At 45.2% G+C, this 19,411-nt stretch carries 19 protein-coding genes; 1 reads left to right on the plus strand and 18 read right to left on the minus strand.

Annotated features, from left to right (window positions below):
* Positions 1-110 precede the first annotated feature (110 nt).
* The 4 genes from LLY41_RS22000 to LLY41_RS22015 form a co-directional block, all read right to left on the minus strand.
* Complete coding sequence (locus tag LLY41_RS22000; protein ID WP_095245881.1) at positions 111-1,589, minus strand: degradosome RNA helicase CshA; 1,479 nt, start codon at positions 1,587-1,589, stop codon at positions 111-113.
* A 498-nt stretch (positions 1,590-2,087) separates the two neighbouring features.
* Positions 2,088-2,783: an alpha/beta hydrolase gene (locus tag LLY41_RS22005; RefSeq protein WP_095245880.1), complete on the minus strand. Its 696-nt coding sequence runs from the start codon at positions 2,781-2,783 to the stop codon at positions 2,088-2,090.
* 256 nt (positions 2,784-3,039) lie between these two features.
* Positions 3,040-4,413 carry a UDP-N-acetylmuramoyl-tripeptide--D-alanyl-D-alanine ligase gene (locus tag LLY41_RS22010; protein ID WP_304586619.1) on the minus strand — a complete coding sequence of 458 codons (1,374 nt, stop codon included), beginning with the start codon at positions 4,411-4,413 and terminating at the stop codon, positions 3,040-3,042.
* A 117-nt stretch (positions 4,414-4,530) separates the two neighbouring features.
* The gene (locus tag LLY41_RS22015; RefSeq protein WP_095245878.1) at positions 4,531-5,607 is read right to left on the minus strand and encodes a D-alanine--D-alanine ligase; all 1,077 of its coding nucleotides are present in this window, start codon (positions 5,605-5,607) and stop codon (positions 4,531-4,533) included.
* A gap of 717 nt (positions 5,608-6,324) precedes the next feature.
* On the opposite strand from LLY41_RS22015, the gene LLY41_RS22020 reads away from it, so the two are divergent.
* Positions 6,325-7,515: a dicarboxylate/amino acid:cation symporter gene (locus LLY41_RS22020; protein WP_304586620.1), complete on the plus strand. Its 1,191-nt coding sequence runs from the start codon at positions 6,325-6,327 to the stop codon at positions 7,513-7,515.
* Positions 7,516-7,613: 98 nt separating this feature from the next.
* On the opposite strand, the gene LLY41_RS22025 is transcribed toward LLY41_RS22020, so the two are convergent.
* The 14 genes from LLY41_RS22025 to LLY41_RS22090 all read right to left on the minus strand — a co-directional run bounded on the left by LLY41_RS22025 (position 7,614) and on the right by LLY41_RS22090 (position 19,396).
* Positions 7,614-8,033, minus strand: a complete 420-nt coding sequence (locus LLY41_RS22025) for a universal stress protein (protein ID WP_304586621.1) — start codon at positions 8,031-8,033, stop codon at positions 7,614-7,616.
* 74 nt (positions 8,034-8,107) lie between these two features.
* Positions 8,108-9,574: a SulP family inorganic anion transporter gene (locus LLY41_RS22030; RefSeq protein WP_304586622.1), complete on the minus strand. Its 1,467-nt coding sequence runs from the start codon at positions 9,572-9,574 to the stop codon at positions 8,108-8,110.
* A 211-nt stretch (positions 9,575-9,785) separates the two neighbouring features.
* Positions 9,786-10,169 carry a VOC family protein gene (locus tag LLY41_RS22035; protein ID WP_095245874.1) on the minus strand — a complete coding sequence of 128 codons (384 nt, stop codon included), beginning with the start codon at positions 10,167-10,169 and terminating at the stop codon, positions 9,786-9,788.
* Positions 10,170-10,293: 124 nt separating this feature from the next.
* Complete coding sequence (locus tag LLY41_RS22040) at positions 10,294-11,013, minus strand: ATP-binding protein (RefSeq protein ID WP_304586623.1); 720 nt, start codon at positions 11,011-11,013, stop codon at positions 10,294-10,296.
* Positions 11,010-11,504, minus strand: a complete 495-nt coding sequence (locus LLY41_RS22045) for an ECF transporter S component (RefSeq protein ID WP_163144721.1) — start codon at positions 11,502-11,504, stop codon at positions 11,010-11,012. Before LLY41_RS22045 ends, LLY41_RS22040 begins: the two co-directional genes overlap by 4 nt.
* Positions 11,504-12,088: a cob(I)yrinic acid a,c-diamide adenosyltransferase gene (locus LLY41_RS22050; RefSeq protein ID WP_304586624.1), complete on the minus strand. Its 585-nt coding sequence runs from the start codon at positions 12,086-12,088 to the stop codon at positions 11,504-11,506. The genes LLY41_RS22045 and LLY41_RS22050 overlap by 1 nt, the downstream gene beginning before the upstream one ends.
* Before the next feature lie 15 nt (positions 12,089-12,103).
* The gene (locus tag LLY41_RS22055; RefSeq protein WP_095245870.1) at positions 12,104-12,529 is read right to left on the minus strand and encodes a bifunctional adenosylcobinamide kinase/adenosylcobinamide-phosphate guanylyltransferase; all 426 of its coding nucleotides are present in this window, start codon (positions 12,527-12,529) and stop codon (positions 12,104-12,106) included.
* Positions 12,481-13,098 (minus strand): histidine phosphatase family protein, encoded by a 618-nt coding sequence (locus LLY41_RS22060; protein WP_304586625.1) that lies wholly within the window; start codon positions 13,096-13,098, stop codon positions 12,481-12,483. The genes LLY41_RS22055 and LLY41_RS22060 overlap by 49 nt, the downstream gene beginning before the upstream one ends.
* Positions 13,056-13,847, minus strand: coding sequence for an adenosylcobinamide-GDP ribazoletransferase (gene cobS, locus LLY41_RS22065; RefSeq protein ID WP_304586626.1), 792 nt, complete (start codon positions 13,845-13,847; stop codon positions 13,056-13,058). The genes LLY41_RS22060 and cobS overlap by 43 nt, the downstream gene beginning before the upstream one ends.
* Complete coding sequence (locus tag LLY41_RS22070; protein ID WP_304586627.1) at positions 13,834-15,357, minus strand: cobyric acid synthase; 1,524 nt, start codon at positions 15,355-15,357, stop codon at positions 13,834-13,836. The genes cobS and LLY41_RS22070 overlap by 14 nt, the downstream gene beginning before the upstream one ends.
* On the minus strand, positions 15,354-15,929 hold the full coding sequence (locus LLY41_RS22075) for a bifunctional adenosylcobinamide kinase/adenosylcobinamide-phosphate guanylyltransferase (RefSeq protein WP_304586628.1): 576 nt from the start codon (positions 15,927-15,929) through the stop codon (positions 15,354-15,356). Before LLY41_RS22075 ends, LLY41_RS22070 begins: the two co-directional genes overlap by 4 nt.
* Positions 15,911-16,987 (minus strand): threonine-phosphate decarboxylase CobD, encoded by a 1,077-nt coding sequence (gene cobD, locus LLY41_RS22080; RefSeq protein ID WP_304586629.1) that lies wholly within the window; start codon positions 16,985-16,987, stop codon positions 15,911-15,913. Before cobD ends, LLY41_RS22075 begins: the two co-directional genes overlap by 19 nt.
* Entirely contained in the window at positions 16,962-17,927 is a 966-nt protein-coding gene (cbiB, locus tag LLY41_RS22085; protein WP_304586630.1) for an adenosylcobinamide-phosphate synthase CbiB, read from the minus strand. Before cbiB ends, cobD begins: the two co-directional genes overlap by 26 nt.
* Entirely contained in the window at positions 17,924-19,396 is a 1,473-nt protein-coding gene (locus LLY41_RS22090) for an adenosylcobinamide amidohydrolase (protein WP_304586631.1), read from the minus strand. The genes cbiB and LLY41_RS22090 overlap by 4 nt, the downstream gene beginning before the upstream one ends.
* Positions 19,397-19,411: the final 15 nt, after the last annotated feature.

The following is a 19,411-nucleotide window of genomic DNA, read 5'->3' on the forward strand; positions in this document are numbered from 1 at the left end:
AGTTTGATCCCCGCTTATCCTCCTTTGATTCCTCTGAGTCTTGAAGCGGGGGTCTTACTGCCCGTTAGACTGCGATAAAAAGAGAGCAGAATTTCTGCTCTCCAAATTTCTTATCTATAGCTGTTGCTGTTTGAACGGCTGTTATTGTGGCTTGGACGTTTTCCAGTGTGGCCCTGGCGGGATTTGTATGATCCTTTTTGGCCGCCCTGTCTGCCTCTGCCATTGTATCCTCCGCGGCTGCGGTCATTTGGCTTTCTGTCACGCTTAGATGGAAGCGGCTTTTCCTCTGTTAATTTAACAGGGGTTGTATCCGGTTCCTTTGTCAGCATCTTCAGCACGGCCTGAACAACTGTTGAAGCGTCCTTTTGTGCCAGAAGCTGATCTGCCGCTTCTTTATAGCTTCCAAGATTGTTTTCCTCGATGGTTTGCATGATTTTTTCCAATACAGCTTTTTGCTGGCCTTCAAGCGCCTCATCCAGTGTTGGAGCATCCATGCGTTCCATTTTTTTCTTTGTTGTACGTTCCACCACATTCAGGTACGATTTCTCGCGTGGATTGATGAATGTCATCGCAACACCCGTTTTTCCAGCACGTCCGGTCCGGCCGATGCGGTGAACATAGCTTTCAGGATCCTGAGGAATGTCAAAATTATATACATGCGTGACGCCGGAAATGTCCAATCCGCGCGCTGCAACATCTGTTGCCACAAGGACGTCAATGCTTCCCTCTTTGAACTTCCTTAGTACAGACATCCGTTTAGCCTGGCTTAGGTCCCCATGGATTCCTTCAGCCATATATCCGCGAAGATTCAAGGCTTCAGCCAATTCATCAACCCGGCGCTTTGTACGTCCGAATACGATCGCCAATTCCGGTGATTGAATATCCAGAAGTCTTGTCAGCACATCAAATTTATTTCTCTCATGCACTTCAACATAGAATTGTTCAATAGATGAAACAGTCATTTCCTTAGCTTGTACACGGACAACCTGAGGGTCCTTCATAAAGCGTTCTGCCATTCTGCGGATTGGCGCAGGCATTGTAGCAGAGAAGAGCAGTGTTTGGCGCTCTTCAGGAATTTGTGCAAGAATCGCTTCAATATCATCAATGAATCCCATGTTAAGCATTTCATCCGCTTCGTCAAGGATGGCCGTATGGACATGGTCCAAACGCAAAGTTTTGCGGTTGATATGGTCCAGAATACGTCCCGGCGTTCCAACGATGATATGCGGTTTGTTCTTTAATGCACGGATTTGGCGGTTAATATCCTGGCCGCCATAAATGGAAAGGACTTTCGTTCTTTTTCCGTAGCCGATTTTATACAGTTCTTCCGATACTTGAATCGCCAGCTCACGTGTAGGGGCAATAATAATTCCCTGAATATGCTCTTTTGTGTTATCGATTTTATCAATCATCGGGATTCCGAATGCAGCGGTTTTTCCTGTTCCTGTCTGCGCCTGCCCGATCAGGTCTTTATTCTCCAAACTTAACGGAATGGTCTGTGTCTGAATAGGAGTCGCTTCTTCAAATCCCATTCGTTTCAGTGATTTCATTGTCTCCGGGCTGATGCCCAAGTCTTGAAACTTTGTCAATGTATTCATTCTCCTTCTAATCATAGAAAAATTTTGTCCCTGCAAACCTGCAGGCAGGAGTTCTCCTGAAAAAATTGGCCTATGAGTCTCTTCCGGACGATTATAAGAAATGTTATGGCACCCTGTAAGGAGCCTTTTTACCGGCAGTACCCGGCAATCTAGATGCTGTAACTTCTTATTATATAAAAAGTGCGGTTATGTTTCGTTAAGAAGAGTCCCACTCACTATGAAACCCGCTTGAGGAAAGGATGAGGGTAAGTTCTATCCAAATTGTTCACGGACAATCAGGTCTCTTAAGATAAGCGTATTTAAGCACCCATCTATTTATGGCCTTACTGAAGTATGCTTTTTCAGCAATACTTCTGTATTTAATGAAAAAAGACATTCTCCTGCTGGAGTATGTCCGGGTTCTCAAAAGAAGTTCCTGTTGGCACTTTGGTGTTTATATTACCATTTTCAAGTAAGCATTGCAAACGTGAAGGCTGGCTGAAAACCTTATCATTCAGGCTTTTTTTGCAGAAAGCCAAGGATCTCCTGAAAGAGGCGGTCCCCTTCCCCGCAATGGCAGATAAGATGCTTTGAGTCTTTTATAAAAATTAATTTTTTGGCTGATGAACTAATATTATTATATAAATATCTGGCGCTTCTCGGAGGCACCACTCCATCACTTTCACCCTGCGCAATTAATGTCGGCACAGTGATCTGATTTAAAATAGGCCTGATGGAAGCCACAAGCCTGCGGAATTGAAGTGTTGCCGTAATCGGTGTCGCACTGATTTTCCGCTTATATCTGACGAACATTTCATTGTCAGCCAGGTTCCCCCTGAAAGCATCTCTTACCATCTCTTTCATATCAAAGAATAGCTGCTTCGGGTTCACGTAATAGGCAGCAGCACTGAGCAGAACCAATTTATCTACAGGGTAATGAACCGTTAAATAGCTGGCGATCAGGCCGCCCATTGAAAAACCGATGACATATACTTTTTCACAGCGGCTGATCAGCCTTTTCAGTTCTTCCTCTGCATGCTCAATCCACTTGTTGTAGGCGATTCCTTTCAGCTTCAGTTCATCGCCATGACCCGGCAATGTCGGCACGGAAATCTCCCAGTCTGTATGCTCTTTTAAATACTCTGCCAAAGGTTCTACTTCGAATGGAGCTCCTGTAAAACCATGTATGCACATGCAGCCAATCATTTACGAGTCACCGCCATTTTTTAAAATTTACGTACATTTTATTTTACACTTTTTCCTTTTCGCCATACTAATCAAACCTGTTGAAAGATAAAAATTACTACGGAGGAACTATTTAAGAATAAATTAAACCCCTGTTTCACGTGAAACAGGGGTTTAATTCCTATAATAACAGATATATACAATTATCTATTTTTCTAAATGATCTTGCTGAAAACCTTTATGCTGTATCAGTCCTTCATCCCTTCTGTTAAAGAAATTATTGAAGAGCTGATACAACTTCCTCAAGCTTCATGCCACGGGATGCCTTAACCAGCACAATGGTTTCCTGGTCGACATGTTTCTTCAGTTCTTGAATGAGGTTCTGTTTGTCAGTAAAGGCTGCCACCCGTTCATGAGGCAGGACTTCCTTCGCCCCCTTGGCGATAAATTCGCCAAGCTTGCCGAAAGTAAACACGTAATCAACCTTTTTTGCATCCACAGATTTCCCAGTGGAGTAATGGAAATCCTCCTCCTGCGGACCAAGCTCCAGCATATCGCCAAGAACGAGAACTTTCTTTTTATAGCCAGGAAGATTGGCGACCAGTTCAATGGCTGCATTCATGGATGTCGGGCTGGCATTATAGGCATCATTAATAATTTTTTCACCCATTTTGCCCTCGAGCAGTTCCATTCTCATATTGGTCAGCTTTAAGCTGGCAAAGCCTTCGTTCATCTTTTCGTACGGAACGCCGAAATGGGATGCTGCAATCATCGCTGCCAGGGCATTGAGAACGTTATGGGTGCCCAGTACTGGCAGGTAAAATTCCTCGTCGGATCCATTGATCCCAAATGTGCTACCCTTGTCATTCTGCTTGATATCCACCGGATACACATCGTTTTTCCCGGTTCTTCCAAAGGTTCTTAATGCAGCCGAACCATTGTAGGTTTTCAGCTTTTCATCAAGAAGCGGCTCGTCACCGTAATAAATAACCAGGCCATTTTCCTGAAGGCCATTTATGATTTCCAGCTTCGCTTCTGCAATCCCTTCTCTGGAACCTAAATCCTGCAGATGAGATTCGCCTATATTCGTAATGATCACGGCGTCGGGACGGGCAAGCTTCGTAAGAAAATCGATTTCTCCCCTTCCGCTCATTCCCATTTCGAGTACGGCGATTTCCGTATCTTCTTCAAGTGCCAGAATGGTCAGAGGAAGACCGATATGGTTGTTATAGTTGCCTTCCGTTTTTTGAACCTTATAGTTTAGTGACAGAAGGTTTGCGGTCATATCCTTGGTCGTTGTTTTGCCGTTGCTTCCTGTAATGCCTGCGACCTTTACATTTAATTCATTACGATAGCTTCTCGCCAATTCCTGAAGAGCTGTCAGTGTATCTTCAACAATCAGGATTGGAAGATGCAGTGGCGGATTGGGAACATCCTTTTGCCAAAAGGCCGCGGCTGCCCCCTTTTCAATGGCATCTTCTACAAATCGGTGGCCATCTGAATTTTCCCCTTTGAAAGGAACAAATAAATTGCCCTTCCCGATTCTTCTGGAGTCAATGCTCACGCCCTGTATGGATGTGTCATTATAAGAAGATACGTCATTATCTACTTTAATCATCTGTGTAATTTCCTGAAGTGTTTTTTTAATCATATGGCGCCTCCTATTGGACAAAATCAGAAGGCAGCAGATAATCCTGATTTTGCCATTTATGTATGAACAAAAGGAACACGGCAAAAATGCCGTGTTTCCTTCAACAGTTATGCCTTTTTACATAGTGTGTTTGATGCTTTGTTTCTCAGCATGGCGTTCAATGGCCAGATTGACAAGCTTTTCAATCAGCTGAGGATATTCTACTCCCGTATGCTTCCACAGAAGCGGGAACATGCTGAAAGGTGTAAAGCCCGGCATGGTGTTGACTTCATTAATGTATAGCTTACCCTCTCTTGTTAAGAAAAAGTCAGCCCGGACAAGACCTGAACAGTCAAGGGCTTTAAATGCCTTAATGGCCATATTGCTCAGTTCGCTGTACTCACTCTCGGAGATTTCAGCAGGAATGATTAATGCTGTGTCTCCATCCTCATATTTCGCTTTATAGTCATAGAATTCAACCTTCGGCACAATCTCACCGGCAACAGAGCATTCCGGATGATCATTGCCCAGCACGCCAGCTTCAATTTCTCTTGCAGTGACGCCTTCTTCGATAATGATTTTACGGTCAAATTGGAAAGCTTCTTTAAATGCTCCTTCAAGCTCTGTGCGGTTCATACACTTACTGATGCCCACACTGGAACCCAGGTTGGCCGGTTTTACGAAACACGGGTAGCCGAGTTCTTTTTCCACTTTTTCATACGCTGTCTCTGTTTCATTCTCCCACTCACTGCGGATAAACCAGACATACTTCACCTGCGGCAGGCCTGCCTGTGCAAATATATTCTTCATGATGACCTTATCCATGCCCGCTGATGAAGCCAATACTCCATTCCCCACATATGGCAGGTTTAAGAGCTCAAGCAGCCCCTGAACTGTGCCGTCTTCCCCGTTCGGACCGTGAAGCAGCGGGAAGATGACATCAAATGGGCCTTTCTCCTGTGCATCCTGGAAAAGGGTCGGTGCCAATGCTGTTGGTGGAAGTGCTTCCCTCTGGGAGAATTCCAGCTCCTTTACATTGGAAACAGGACCCTGCAATTGAGGGCCTTTCACCCATCGGCCTTCTTCAGATATATAAATAGGATGAATTTCAAATTTCTCTAAATCCAATGCTTTAATGACAGCCATTGCAGTCTGCATAGAAACTTTATGCTCCGCTGACTTTCCGCCGTATAAAAGGCCAACCTTTGTTTTCATAAAAAGAACCTCCAATATTCAATCATGGACTAACCGGCTTTTCATGCCGTTTTATTTTTCTTAAACTGATTTATATGTTCATTCAAGCTATTCTATATTGTAACACTTTCACATTTAAGAAAGGGAGTGATTACATGTTCAATTCTTCAGGAATTTTTTTCTGCCCCTACGCCCATATTTCTATATGTATGACAGAGCGCTGAAAAAGGAAACTTTTCTTATCTTAAACATAGGCTCTTTTCGAATAAAATTTTGTTTTTCACCTATTAATGTTGCCCGTTGATTTCCGCTACAGGATGCTCAGCGAAACGCGGGGCAGGCGGTGAGCCTCCTCGACGCTGCGCGTCTGCGGGGTCTCACCTGTCCCGCTACTCCCGCAGGACGTTGAATAAACTTCCCCGAAAAAACACCGCACGAAGAAAATGCGAATGCATTTTCGAGGATCTCGCACCTTCCGCTCCAATCAACTCAGTAAATAATATACAAATAGCAACAAACCTTGCGAAAACAGCCTAAACATAAATAATTTCCATTTTCGGAAATAATTATTTCAGGAAAACGTTTACCTTCCTTTTATAGAGCAGAACCCTTAATCCACTCGTAATAATCAGAGTTTTTTTATTATTAAAACAAAAGTTTTATCTATTAACTTTTGCTGTAAAACAGGATATAATCCCCCTAACAAAAACAATTGTATTTTTTAGGAGGACAAAAATAATGAAGTTCGGTTTGCTTCCCAGAATTATTGCTGCTATTGCATTGGGTATTTTAATAGGTTCTTTTTCTCCCCAATGGCTTATTCAGCTATTTGCTACTTTTAATGGACTGTTCGGAAACTTTCTTGGTTTCGCGATTCCGTTAATTATTATCGGATTCATCGCGCCAGGAATCGGCAGCATGGGGAAAGGGGCAGGGAAACTGCTTGGGATTACAACCGGTTTTGCTTATGCTTCCACAGTCACTGCCGGTTTAATTGCCTATTTTTCTGCGACGGTGTTATATCCTATTCTATTAAAAAACCAAAACTTCAAAGAGTTTGAGAATCCTGAGGATGCTTTGCTTTCACCCTTTTTCCAGGTGGACATGCCTCCGGTAATGGGTGTCATGACGGCACTGCTGATTTCATTCACTTTAGGCCTGGGATTGGCCGCAATTAAAGGAAACACCCTGCAAAATGCGATGAATGATTTTCGTGATATTATTGAAAAATTGATTGAAAAGGTCATCATTCCTTTGCTTCCTGTCCATATTTTCGGGATCTTCGCCAATATGACGCAAGGCGGACAGGTTGGCGCCATTATTTCTGTATTTGCCAAAGTCTTTGTCATGATTATTGCTCTTCATCTTTTATTTTTACTGCTACAATATTCAGCTGCAGGCAGCCTGATGAAAGCCAATCCGCTCAGACTCATGAAAAATATGATGCCTGCTTACTTTACGGCGCTTGGAACCCAATCATCCGCATCCACCATTCCTGTTACGCTTAAACAGGTTAAAAAGCTTGGTGCACGCGAAAAGATTGCGGATTTCTCTGTGCCATTACTTGCAACGATTCATTTATCCGGAAGCACCATCACCATTGTGAGCTGCGCGATCGCCGTCATGATGCTGCAGGGACAAACCACATCATTTGCAGAAATCCTGCCTTTCATATTAATGCTTGGAATTACAATGATCGCGGCTCCCGGTGTTCCTGGAGGAGCTGTCATGGCTGCCTTGGGTCTCCTTGAAAGCATGCTCGGATTCAATGAAACCATGCTTGCGCTTATGATTGCTCTATACCTTGCCCAGGACAGTTTTGGAACTGCGTGTAATGTAACTGGTGACGGTGCGCTGACACTGCTGTCTGATAAGGCAAGCGGCAAAGAGAAGAAGCTTCAGCCCCAATCGGCAGTGAAAGCCGGCTGATTGAAAAAAAGATGTCCCTGTTGGGGCATCTTTTTTTGCAGTTAGGCGCTGTACCAGCTTTACGCGACCCAGATAGTGAAAAAGTGTACCTTTTCACTTTACTTAACAATCATAACAGGCGCTTTCACACGTTTGGCTATTTTGTGGCTGACACTTCCGAGCACCATTTCCTGAAGTGTATTCAAACCCCGGCTGCCAACTACAGCAACATCAAAATCCATCTTGTTGGCAAATTCCACAATGGCTGGTCCAGGCTCTCCCTGCAGTATTTTTATTTCATATGGAATGCCCTTTTCTTTTAATAAATTTTCTATTGGCTCTAAACGCTTTTTTCTCACCTGGTCCACTATACTTTTATCAAAATGATGAAGGATATCTTCTTTTGAGGTCTGACCATCAACAGCATACACCACGGTAATTTCAGAATCAGGATTCTGTTCAGCCAGTTGAATGGCTTTATCGGCTGCCCGAATGGAATGATCGGATCCATCTGCAGCCATCAATATTTTTTTAAACACAGAGCCTCACCCCTAACATATTCTTATAAAAAAAATACCACAGTCAAAGCTGACTGTGGTATTAATTCCAGTTTTTAATGGCCGGATAATTTCGCACCAGGTTTTCGGTGAACGGCCAAACGTTCAATCAAGTTCGAGCTTGGCGCGTTTAATCCTGATAGGCGGACCAGCACACCGCTGTCACGAAGCTTTAATACAATCTTATCGATGGCAGCTACACCTGAGTCATCCCAGACATGCGCCTGTGTAAAATCAATTTCAACTTCTTTTAATTCTTCGTTAAAGTCGAATGCTGCTACAAGTTCATCTACAGAAGCAAAGAAAACTTGGCCTGTTACAGCGTATATTTTCTTATCTCCTTCAATACGTGAAGCAACATGCACTTTCGAAATTTTAGCGACAAAGAAGATCGCACTTAGGATAATCCCCGCGAAAACTCCTTTTGATAAGTCATGGGTGAAAACAGTTGTAACAGTCGTTGTCACCATAACAATCGAATCAGTGACAGGCGTCTTAGCGAGCCCCTTAATGGATGACCAGTCAAAAGTGCCGATCGAAACCATGATCATAACTCCGACTAATGCAGCCATCGGTATTTGCACGACAATATTGCCTAATACTAAAATCAGAAACATCAGGAATGAGCCGGCTACTATCGTTGACAGCCTGCCTCTTCCGCCGGATTTCACATTAATGACGGACTGTCCAATCATCGCACAGCCTGCCATTCCGCCGAATAAACCGGACACGATATTTGCAATTCCCTGTCCGCGGCTTTCCATGTTCTTATCACTGGCTGTATCGGTCATGTCATCCACAATCGATGCAGTCAGCAGAGATTCAAGCAAGCCCACGATCGCTAGGGCAATAGAGTAAGGGAAAATGATTTTCAGAGTCTCAAGGTTCAATGGAACATCCGGTATAAAGAATGCCGGAAGAGCTGAGGTGATGGTTCCCATATCGCCAACTGTGCGAACATCACTCTTTGTCATGATGGCAATAATCGTAATAACAATTATCGCTACCAGAGGAGATGGCACTGCTTTCGTAAATCTCGGGAAAAGATAAATAATCGCCAGTGCACCGGCAACCATTGCATACATCACCCAAGTAGCATCTACAAATTGCTCCAGCTGAGCCATAAAAATTAAAATCGCCAGTGCGTTAACAAATCCAATCATAACGGCACGGGGAATGAATTTCATAAAGCGGGCCAATTTAAGCACACCAAATAAGATCTGCAGGACTCCCGTCAAAATAGTCGCAGCAAATAAATACTGCAGTCCGTGATCAGCTACTAAAGTAACCATCAATAACGCCATCGCACCGGTTGCAGCTGAAATCATTCCAGGCCTACCGCCAACTATTGCAATGGTTACAGCAATACAGAACGAAGCATACAATCCAATCATCGGATCGACACCCGCAATAATGGAGAAAGCAATCGCCTCAGGAATCAGTGCCAATGCCACTACGATTCCAGCAAGGATGTCTCCCTTCACATTGCCAAACCATTGTTCTTTTTTTGATAAAACTTTCAAATAAACACCTCTTTATTAATAGATTTATAGTAATGACTTTGAACTCTCATCAAAGTCGAGCCGACAAAAACATATAAAATCATAACACATTTACTTATATTTACAAGCCCTCATGTAAGCGCAAATAATACTTAAAATCTAGTTTTTTCTTTTGAAATCTCACGATTACTATGCGTTCAACAAAAAAAACGACCCTGTAACAGAGTCATTTTTAACCGATAGGTGAACAAATCTCAATATAATGCCCATCCGGATCTTCCACATATGCCACTTTCTGTCCCCAGGGCTTTTCAATCGGCTCGAGCAGGACTGGCACCCCTGCGGTCTTGAGCTTACCAACAAGTGCTTCCACTTCTTCCGTCACAAACCCCAGCTCGAATGTCTGCTCCTTCCTCACTCCATCCGGTATCGGCAGCCCGGTGACTTCCCGTCCGCCTTCTCTCGTATTGAAGGAAAGAATGGTGCTGCCTGTATCATACTCGATGTAAGTTCCAAATTCATTCCTAAGTTTCAGGCCCAGCAATTCACCATAAAAATGCTTCGTTCTTTCCAGACTTTCCGCATATAAAATGACATACCCCAGCTTCAATTCCATTACGTTCACCTCTTCAAAGTTTCTTTACATGATATGATTTCAATTTAGGAGGTATTTTCTCCTTTTAGACTCTGAAATCATTTTTAAAAGTTACAGTAATTAGAAAGAAATTGAGCAGCCTTTTTCATATATTTATATCCAATAAATGAAAATAATGGCCTGCCATCTTCCTGATCTCTTCCGATTTCTTCTCAGGAAATACCGCGATAAAGCAAGTGGATGGACCTCCTGATTTCTGCAGATCCACTCCTGATTCGAAGTCCTTAACCTCAAATTCCCTATTGAAAAACAGCCCGTTCAGCTCGGCCAGAATACCTTTTGATCCTACAGGAAGCGTCTCAGTATCCTCAATGGAATTAATCATTTTAAAAATCTTTAGGGGTGCTGCCTCCGCCTCCCTCTCAATCAGCTCCTGGCCAACCAAAGGGGAACCGAGCACCGCTATCCTTGTATCCTCTGTATAGATTAGGGCATCAGCCGGAAGCTCTCCCTTCCTTTTGCCAAGTACAGATAATCCTACCGCAGATTGAAGCAGGTTAAAGTTGCTTTCTGTACTGCCGGTGATTTGCAGTTCCGTAAGTCCTAATTCATCAGCACCCTTTTTAATGCCCCCTATAAGCTGATCCCAGGCATCATCTCCGCAGAAATTCTGAATGGCAGCAGCAAATGGCTGAGCACCAGCAGACATACATTCCATGACAGCGACACGGAAGGAATAATACGAAACAATCTCGTAAGGAACCTGGACAGCGTCCTGTTCTTTCTCGCCGATTGCTCCGCTGTTATCACTGGCTACAACAATTGTTTCTTCAGAATTAAAAGGGAAGCTTAAGACATCCCTCACTGCTCAGCACCCGCTTTGGCAAGAGCAGGTCCCACAAGCTTGACAAGCCTTGGAATCGCTATATAAGCAATAACAGCATTAATCACAGAACCTATAAAAAGGGAAGGCACAATCGCCAGGTAAAAGGCCTGGCCCATTAAAAAGATAAATGGAAGCGGGGCTGCAAAGGCATTGCCGAGCACAAAAAGAATCCCTGCAAGCCAGCGGCGGCCTCTCTGGTACAATGAGCTGAAAACAAAGACTAGAAATGCCATTTCAACAGCAATCAGGAGATGAAGTGGCCCTAAAGGCAAGCCGCCCAATAATGCTGACAGCAGATGCCCGGTGGCAGCAACGGCCGCTCCGCCATAGCCGCCAAGCAGCACGGCTGCGAGCAAGGCAGGAAATGCATCCAGTGCCACGCTTCCGATAACTGCAGGAACTTTAATCGCTGCACCGATTGCTGTCAGTGCAATCAGCATAGCGGCCATGCCCAATCGCATGCTTTTCATCACTTATCCTCCTTGCGCTTTCCTTCACGGAATACATTCGCACTGCGCACATATTCCACATCCTTCTGGTTCAGACGGAAATTAATCACCCTTGCCAGGGCAAAGAAGTAATCCGATAAGCGATTCAGATATTTCAGTGCCACTGCAGAGGTGTCCGGATCCGCTTTTTTTAGTGAGACCACAAGACGCTCCGCTCTCCGGGTTACTGTCCTGGCAATATGAATGGATGCAGATGCAGGTGCTCCCCCAGGCAGAATAAACCTTTCCAGCTTTGGCGCTTCCTCAATCAATCTATCAATCTTTGTCTCCAAATAATCAACAGATTCCTTCGTCAATTTAAGCTCCCGCTTTTTCGTAACATTTGCAAGGTCGCCGCCACAGTCAAAAAGCTCATGCTGAATCTTCTCCAAGTCCTCCAGGACATCCTGAAAAATGGCCGGATCCAGCTGTGTCATCGCCTGCCCGACAAAACAGTTGACTTCATCCACTGTTCCATAGGCTTCAACCCTTACATCATCCTTCTCCACTCTGCCTCCGATAATACTTGTTTTTCCCTCATCGCCAGTTCGTGTATAAAGTTTCATCAGCAATTCCCCATTTCATTTTATTTTTTGATTGATGCCATACCAAATCAAATCGACTCTATCTGCAGTAGCAGCGGTATCCTGAAAGGCCCATCCTGCTGCATCCCGCCACTTTCGGTCAAGCGCCTCCATCGGAACAATCCCTTTTGAAATATCAGATCCGATTAAAACGACTTTCCGGCTAACATCTGCTTTTTCCCATTGGAGCCACTTTTCCAGCATCTCCTGCCACTTTTCCCGAATCTCTTCAAACTCCAGTGCTTGCGACCACTCCCGAATCATTAGCTCAATTCCCTCAAAGACAATCAGGTTTCGATCAAGATCGCCGGCCGACTCACAATGATAAGCTGAAATCCATTTATGAGGAGTGTCTGCCAATTGATAAAAATTCTTCACCCATTCGGACTTCCCGTTAAACCTGCCTCCTGTAATGAAGTGCATCGTTCTCCCCTCCTAAACTCTTCCCGTGTCCATCTAAGCTCATAGCCTCTTCCAAACGGAACTTGCCACTCCCAGAATTCTTTTTGCTCCGGTGCATACTTTCCAAGAAGATACCTTATGACTCCGCCATGTGTAATAATAGCTGCATCTCTGTTATTTCCCTGAAGCAATTGATCGGTTAAATTCTGCCACCCTTTATCCACTCTTGCTGTGAATGATGCAAAGGATTCCCCTCCAGGCAGCACCCCTGTGAAAGGATCTTCCAGCCATTCTTGATAAGCCGGGTTATCTTTCAGCTCTTGATATGTCTTGCCTTCCCACTCGCCAAAATGCATTTCTCGCCAATCGGGACATGGTTCAATAGAATGATCCGGGAATAGAATGGCCGCCGTCTTCATGCATCTGCCTAAATCACTTGCAAAAATTCTTCTGTAGCCTTGAGGCACCAGGGCAAGCTTATCCCTGAGTTCCGGACACAAAGGAGAATCTGTCCATCCCAGATAGGCATGGGACTTATTGGCCTCTGTCAGCCCATGACGAAATAATGCAACAGCCACAGTATCATCCACAAAAGCACCTCCATCCCTTCCACACTGGCCCCAAGGACATCCCCTGTCATTCCGCCAAACCAGGCAATGACTTTTCTTGATAATAATACGAAAAACAATATTGAAAAAAGAACCATGAAAGAAAAACCAACAATAGCCGGGAAACCAGCCAGCCAGGCAGCTGCCGCGGCAGCCAGAAGGAAGACAGGGTAAATAGATAGGGTGGTTTTAGCAGCAGCCTGCTGAAATAATGAGCCCAGCCCCTCTTTTTTGGCCGCCTTGACGTTTATCAGCAAGATCCCCATTACCATCTTGCTTAAAAAGGGAATCACTGCAATTAAAAAATAGGAAGATGGATTTAATAAAAGCACAATTTCATAGATAAATAGAAACCGGGCACCCAGCAGGACAATAACAGACAGCACTCCGAAGGCCCCCACCCGGGGATCACTCATGATGTCAAGCCGTCTCTCCTGATCGCGATAGGAGAAGAACGCATCGCTCGCATCCATCCACCCATCAAGATGGATCCCGCCGGTCAGCAAAATGCCGGCCAGCCAAACGGCAAAGGCCGCTGCCAATAGAGAAAAAGGAGTCCATTCAAGAAAAGCATAGAGTATAAATGCATATATCCCACCCTGGATGAGGCCGGCTATAGGGAAGGTTCTGATTGCCTTCTCCAGATGAGGCTTATCCATTGGCAGGGATATCGGAATGGGAATGCTTGTGAAAAATTGAAGATTGATCAATAATCCTTTAAGCCATTTCATTTTGTTTTCTCCAGCTAAAGACAATTTCCTTTAATTTTTCCCAATCAAGATGCTGCATCATATTTTCCGCCAGTTCGCTGTATTTCCTATCCTTCAGGGCTTTTATTCGGACAGGCTCCTTACTTGGAATGCCTTTTTGTTTGCGCAGGGAATTAAGCCACGCACCCCTCCATTCATCATTATGGAAGATGTGGTGCATATAAGTCCCTATCAGACGGCCATCATTCCCATAAAATCCATCTTCTTCGCCATTTTGAAGCAGCAGAAGGCGATTGCCATCAAAATCATTTTCAAGAACTGTTTCACCTAAATGGATTTCATATCCATCCAGGATTTCTTTAACGGGAAGGTTCGTACTTGAATGCAGACTGCCCTTCACCTGCACGGTCTTCTTTCGTTCATGAAAAATGGTATCTGCCGGTATCAAATTCAAGCCTTTTTCCTTTTCATACGGATTCCCGGTATCAGAACCTGCCATATCGATTAATCTCCTGCCGAGCATCTGGTATCCTCCGCAAATGCCGGCAATAGAACCTCCATCGGCAGCATAGCGCACAATCCAGTCCGCCAGACCTTTTTCCTTGAAATAGCGCAAATCGCGAATCGTGCTCTTTGTGCCGGGAATGATCACCGCATCAGGTGAGCCAGCCTCCGATAGATGTCTTACCCACCTAATGTTCACGTCATCTTCATAGTAAAACGGATCGATGTCACTGAAGTTTGAAATAAATGGCGGCCGCAGCACTGCAATATCCAGAATACCCTCACCAGCTCTTGGGACAGCAGCCTGAATGGATAGGGAATCCTCTGCATCGATCATATGGTCTTCCAAGTAAGGCAGAACGCCAAGGACAGGGACACCCGTCTTTTCTTCGATCCAGCGGATGCCATCCTCAAACAGCGTGATATCTCCGCGGAATTTATTAATGATAATGCCCGCAACCCGCTGTCTTTCCTGTTTGGTGAAAAGCTCCAGAGTTCCAACAATGCTTGCAAAAACACCGCCCCTGTCAATATCGGCAACCAGGATGACTGGCACATCCGCTATTTCGGCGACCTTCATATTCACTAGCTCTTTATCTTTTAAATTAATTTCAACAGGGCTGCCAGCTCCTTCTATGACAAGCAGCTCGTATTGAGCAGCAAGCAGACTCAGTGCCTCTTTGATGGTTTCAAGCCCTTTTTCATAAAAGGATTCCCGATAGCTTCTTCCTGATAGGGAGTTGACTGCTTTTCCAAGGAGAATGACCTCAGCATTCTGAGCGGATTGAGGCTTAAGGAGGATGGGGTTCATCCAGACAGCAGCTTCCGTTCTTGCCGCTTCAGCCTGAATGCCCTGTGCCCTGCCAATTTCATTCCCATCCTTTGTCACGTATGAATTATTGGACATATTCTGGGATTTAAAAGGAGCCGTGCGGAAACCTTCATTGGAGAATGCGCGGCAAAGAGCCGTAGCAATAAGGCTTTTACCTGCGTCGGATGAAGTCCCCTGAATCATGATCCCTTTCATGCCGGTTCTCCTTTCATTTGTATGGGAATGCCTGCTTCAACAAGATAGGCTTCATCAGCCATATCTACTATATTCCTATGAAGCGTCCCAAGTATTTTTGAATATGTAATCACCAGTTCATTTTTGTAAATTGGCTCATTCAAGACCTCGTTGCTGACAACGATCAAGGTCCTGCAATTTTTGCGTATTTCAGTGATGGCCACGAGAATATCGGATGAAAGATTTTCCTGATATTCTCTGGTCCGCCAACTATCCTCCGCTTTAAAAAGCTCATTATTCAAGAGAGTGGTCAAGCAATCGAAAAGAATTATATCCTGATGGGTAAAGTTTCCCGAGATCTCTTCAAGTGCAGAAGGCTTCTCCCAGGTTGTCCAGCCCAAGCCGCTCTTACCCCGGTCATCCTGGTGCCTCTGAATCCGCTCTTTCATCTCGGAATCGTATGCTTTTCCGGCAGCAATGTAATGAAGCTTTCCGTCTGTTTTTTCTGCGAGCCTGGCAGAAAGCTTCTCCGCAAATGAGCTTTTTCCGCTCCGCACGCCCCCCGTGATAAAAATCAGCGCACCTTCCGCCATTCCTCCATCGCCTCCATCAGCACATCATTGTCTTTCGGCCCCTTAATCGCAAAGCGCAGCCATCTTCCTTCCAGGCCGGGGAAGTTCATCGTGTGCCTCGGGATCATGCCCTTTTCCAGCAGAAATTGAAATAAAGGCAGCTGATCATCCAGGCGTGGATCCCTTAATAAATAAAAGTTTACGGCAGAAGGAGAAACAGAAAAATTTAATCTCTGATAAAACGAAACCAGCCTCTCTCTCTCCTGCCGAATCAAATTTTTTGTCAGCCTGACATGCTCCTTGCTGTCCAGACACCACTCTCCTGCTTTTAAAGCAAGGGCATTCACGCTCCAGTGCGGTTTCAGGGCAGCAGCTCTTTCAATCAATCTCTCACCTGCCATCATGTATCCAAGGCGCAGGCCGGGTATCGAAAACATCTTCGTCATGGAGCGCAGCACCACAACATTTGAATCCTTTTCTATGACAATAGATTGATAGTCGCAGGCAAAGTCATAAAAAGCTTCATCCATAATAAGCAGGCAGCTGTGAATCTGACACTTCTCTAACAGCTTCTCCACCAAAGCTTTGGGGTAGTGGACGCCCGTCGGATTATTTGGGTTGCAGAAGAACACGGCATCAGCGTCTTTGAGACTTTCGGATAGCGCTTCCATATCCAAATTCCAATCTTCAGCCTCCAGCTGATAATAGGAGACTCTGCAATTATTAACCCGGCAGGCCTCTTCATATTCCGAAAAGGCCGGCTGAATAATCAGCGCACTTTTCCCGGCTATCATCCGGCCAATCAGTGTGATCAGCTCGGCGCCTCCATTTCCGACCAGAATTTGTGTTTCTTTTATTCCCTCTGCAGCCGCCAATTTACTTTTTAAAAGGGCAGCATGGGGATCCGGATAGTCGCTAATGTATGGGAATAAGCTTCCCCACCTGTCTTTTAATTCACTGGGAGGGCCCAGGGGATTGATATTGGCACTGAAATCAATCCGCTCCTCAGGCTCAGGCATTTGCTTATCCATCGCTTCATATAAATATTGCGGATTAGATCCGTGTGAAGGCCAGATCAAGAAACATCCCTCCTGTCCATAATAGAAGCAAAAATAGGAAAACTGCTTTGTTCATAATCGAGATACTTTTTATGATATGTTCTTTTTCAAGCATTACCATTGGCTTGCCCATTGTCGCACGGTTAGAGATGACATCCTTATAAAAATTGATCCCGCCCAGCTGTACGCCCAGAAGAGCTGCAACAGCAGCTTCCCCCCAGCCGCTATTCGGGCTCGGATGCTTCGGTGCATCACTTAAAAGGATTCCCCATGCCTCCTCATATGGAGCATGCTCCGACTTTTGTGTGAGCATGATGCAAACCGATGTCAGCCGGCTTGGAATCCAGTTTACGATATCATCCGCTTTGGCAGAAGCCCATCCAAAATCCATATATCGTTCATTCATGTGGCCAACCATCGAATCACATGTATTAATGGCCCGGTAGATGAGAGCCAGCGGTGCACCGCCGATCATAGCCCAAAATAATGGAGCAGTTATGCCATCACTGGTGTTTTCCGCCACTGTCTCCACAGCAGCCCGGACAATGCCTGGTTCATCCAGCCGATCTGTATCCCTGCCGACAATGTATGAAAGCTTTACTCTTGCTGTTTCCATATCACCTTTTGCCAGAGGCTCATATACCTCCAGCGCTGCCTCTTTTAAACTCTTTTGAGCAATGGCTGTGAAGATAAGAATTCCTTCTGCCAGGATGCCTGCGATCGGATGAATTTCATAAAAGAGCCAGGTAAGGAAAAAGGTGATGCCACCTGCTGCCAGCAGCACGATCACTAGCATGAGGATCCCTTTTAATTTTCTAAAGCGGCCTTTATTCAGAGCTTGTTCAAGTTTATGTATCAGGGCACCCATCCACCTGACCGGATGCGGCCAGTTTGGCGGGTCCCCTATCAGCTTATCCAGTATCCAGGCAAAGGTTAGCGCGATCAGGTGATATAACATCATCTTTTTACCCTGCTTTGCGATTTTTTTATTGCCTCAACAGTACATTCGTACACACCTTTGCCAATCACTTTGCCCAGCGGTGTAATGGTACCCGCATACTCCAGGCTTTCTCCCTGCTGTGTGGCGGCAATCAAAATACTGTCAGTTGATGTTCCGGTCGCTATCGACCCTGTTACAGCATCTTTAACATTCTGATCAAATAATGCCCTGGTCTTGGCCTCGGTTGCAGTCATAATGGATTGAATAAAGGCTTCCTCTGTCAGATGGCCATTAACGAAAATCCATGTATTGATTGTACCCGGAGTCAGATGATAAGAATGCTCATCACTTTTCGAAGCATCAACCGCATTGCCGACACCAGCTGTCACAACCACATACACAGAGAATGTATCTTCTTCATAAAATTGGCTGCTGAAATCTTCAATATATACGGCTGTCATCATCCCCACAGTTTCCCCGGGTTCAAAGCCGATTTCCCGGACAAATTCCGCCATCTCTGCCCGATGATCACTGCAGTCATAATTCTTGCTCACATGCCGGTTAAGAAAAATCCGATTCCAGCCAGTCCCCGATCCGGTTACACCTGAAGACATGGTTTTAAGCGGCAATGGCGAGCGAAGGACCAGCAAGTCTTCCCTTACCTTCAGGCTGGCTGGATCGATTCGCTGCTCTAATAGGCTTTCTGCCTGTGAGCGCTCAGGCACCAGCACCATCTGAGGAGCCGCCACTCTTGGATGCGGCAGCTTCTCGATCTTCGTCCTGTAAACCTCCCGTATCCGCCCTTCTTTTAAAACCTCATTAGGAACATGGTTAATATTGACTTCGCCATTCTCCAGCAGCAGCAGGCGGTCACAGTACAGGCCGGCCAAATTTAAATCATGGAAGATGGAAATAACCGTCAGCCCGCAGTCCTTTGACCATACAGAAAGGAGATCAAGCAGTTCTTTCTGATAAGACAAGTCAAGATGGTTCGTCGGCTCATCCAGCAATAATATTTCCGGCTCCTGGGCAAGGGCCTGTGCTAAAAACACTCTCTGTCTTTCCCCGCCGGATAATTGCTGAATATCAGCATCCTGAAACCGGGAGATGCCTGTCTGCTCCATAACCCGGTTAACCGCTTCTTCATCTTTGCCGGTCCAGCTCTGGAACCAGCCCTTTTGATGAGCATAGCGGCCAAGGGAAACCGTTTCCTTTACAGTATAAGAAAAGGCCTGTGAGGAATGCTGGGGCAGAACAGCCATGATTTTCGCCAGTTCTTTCGGTGTATATTCTGATAGGTTCTTACCTTTGATCACAATATCACCAGCTGTATGGGGCAGAATGCCGCTCAGCATCTTCAGAATTGTCGTCTTGCCGCTTCCATTCGGTCCCAATATCCCGAAAAGCTCTCCTTTTTCCACTTCAAAGCTGATATTTTTTACAACCGGCGCACCGGCATACCCGCCTGTGATTTGCTGGACTCTTAGCATGATTAACCACTTCTT

The organism is Cytobacillus firmus, from assembly GCF_023612095.1.
Classification (GTDB): domain Bacteria; phylum Bacillota; class Bacilli; order Bacillales; family Cytobacillaceae; genus Cytobacillus.

Coding starts and splice junctions, on each gene's coding strand:
- LLY41_RS22005 (WP_095245880.1), bottom strand. CDS start 2,783: ATGATTGGCTGCATGTGCATACATGGTTTTACAGGAGCTCCATTCGAA.
- LLY41_RS22010 (WP_304586619.1), bottom strand. CDS start 4,413: ATGATTAAAAAAACACTTCAGGAAATTACACAGATGATTAAAGTAGAT.
- LLY41_RS22015 (WP_095245878.1), bottom strand. CDS start 5,607: ATGAAAACAAAGGTTGGCCTTTTATACGGCGGAAAGTCAGCGGAGCAT.
- LLY41_RS22020 (WP_304586620.1), top strand. CDS start 6,325: ATGAAGTTCGGTTTGCTTCCCAGAATTATTGCTGCTATTGCATTGGGT.
- LLY41_RS22035 (WP_095245874.1), bottom strand. CDS start 10,169: ATGGAATTGAAGCTGGGGTATGTCATTTTATATGCGGAAAGTCTGGAA.
- LLY41_RS22045 (WP_163144721.1), bottom strand. CDS start 11,504: ATGAAAAGCATGCGATTGGGCATGGCCGCTATGCTGATTGCACTGACA.
- LLY41_RS22050 (WP_304586624.1), bottom strand. CDS start 12,088: ATGAAACTTTATACACGAACTGGCGATGAGGGAAAAACAAGTATTATC.
- LLY41_RS22055 (WP_095245870.1), bottom strand. CDS start 12,529: ATGCACTTCATTACAGGAGGCAGGTTTAACGGGAAGTCCGAATGGGTG.
- cobS (WP_304586626.1), bottom strand. CDS start 13,847: ATGAAATGGCTTAAAGGATTATTGATCAATCTTCAATTTTTCACAAGC.
- LLY41_RS22070 (WP_304586627.1), bottom strand. CDS start 15,357: ATGAAAGGGATCATGATTCAGGGGACTTCATCCGACGCAGGTAAAAGC.
- LLY41_RS22075 (WP_304586628.1), bottom strand. CDS start 15,929: ATGGCGGAAGGTGCGCTGATTTTTATCACGGGGGGCGTGCGGAGCGGA.
- cbiB (WP_304586630.1), bottom strand. CDS start 17,927: ATGATGTTATATCACCTGATCGCGCTAACCTTTGCCTGGATACTGGAT.
- LLY41_RS22090 (WP_304586631.1), bottom strand. CDS start 19,396: ATGCTAAGAGTCCAGCAAATCACAGGCGGGTATGCCGGTGCGCCGGTT.